Origin of the sequence: Desulfovibrio sp. OH1186_COT-070 (genome assembly GCF_003860215.1) — a bacterium.
Classification (GTDB): Bacteria; Desulfobacterota; Desulfovibrionia; order Desulfovibrionales; family Desulfovibrionaceae; genus Desulfovibrio.
In genome coordinates this window covers 1-363 of the sequence record NZ_RQYH01000213.1, presented here as the reverse complement: position 1 = coordinate 363, position 363 = coordinate 1, and the positions used below count along the sequence as shown (strand labels likewise).

The following is a 363-nucleotide window of genomic DNA, read 5'->3' as shown; positions in this document are numbered from 1 at the left end:
TTCTAGCACTTCTCTTTTAGCGAGAGTTTCTTCATTAGGAAGGCGGTCTAGAAGGTAGCTAATATATTTTTCGGAGTTCAGTCCATGTCGCTTAGCCGTTTCAAGCAAACTCATGATGATAGCTGCCGCTTTGGCTCCTTCAAAACTTTGAGAAAACAACCAATTTTTTCGGCCCATCACTAAGGATTTGATAGCTCTCTCTGCCATATTGTTAGACAGTACAAGATGGCCATCCTCCAAAATTGTTTTAAAGGTCTTCTCATATTTTAAACTGTAGTCCAAAGCACGTCCCAACTTTGATCCTGGAAGGACAACCTGCTCGCGACACCAGTCAAAGAAGGTAGCCATTAATGGCGCCAAGGC

The 363-nt window shown here is 43.0% G+C and carries 1 pseudogene; it reads right to left on the bottom strand.

Annotated features, from left to right (window positions below):
* Positions 1–363, bottom strand: a pseudogene (locus tag EII23_RS12560) (IS66 family transposase); the annotation flags it as partial.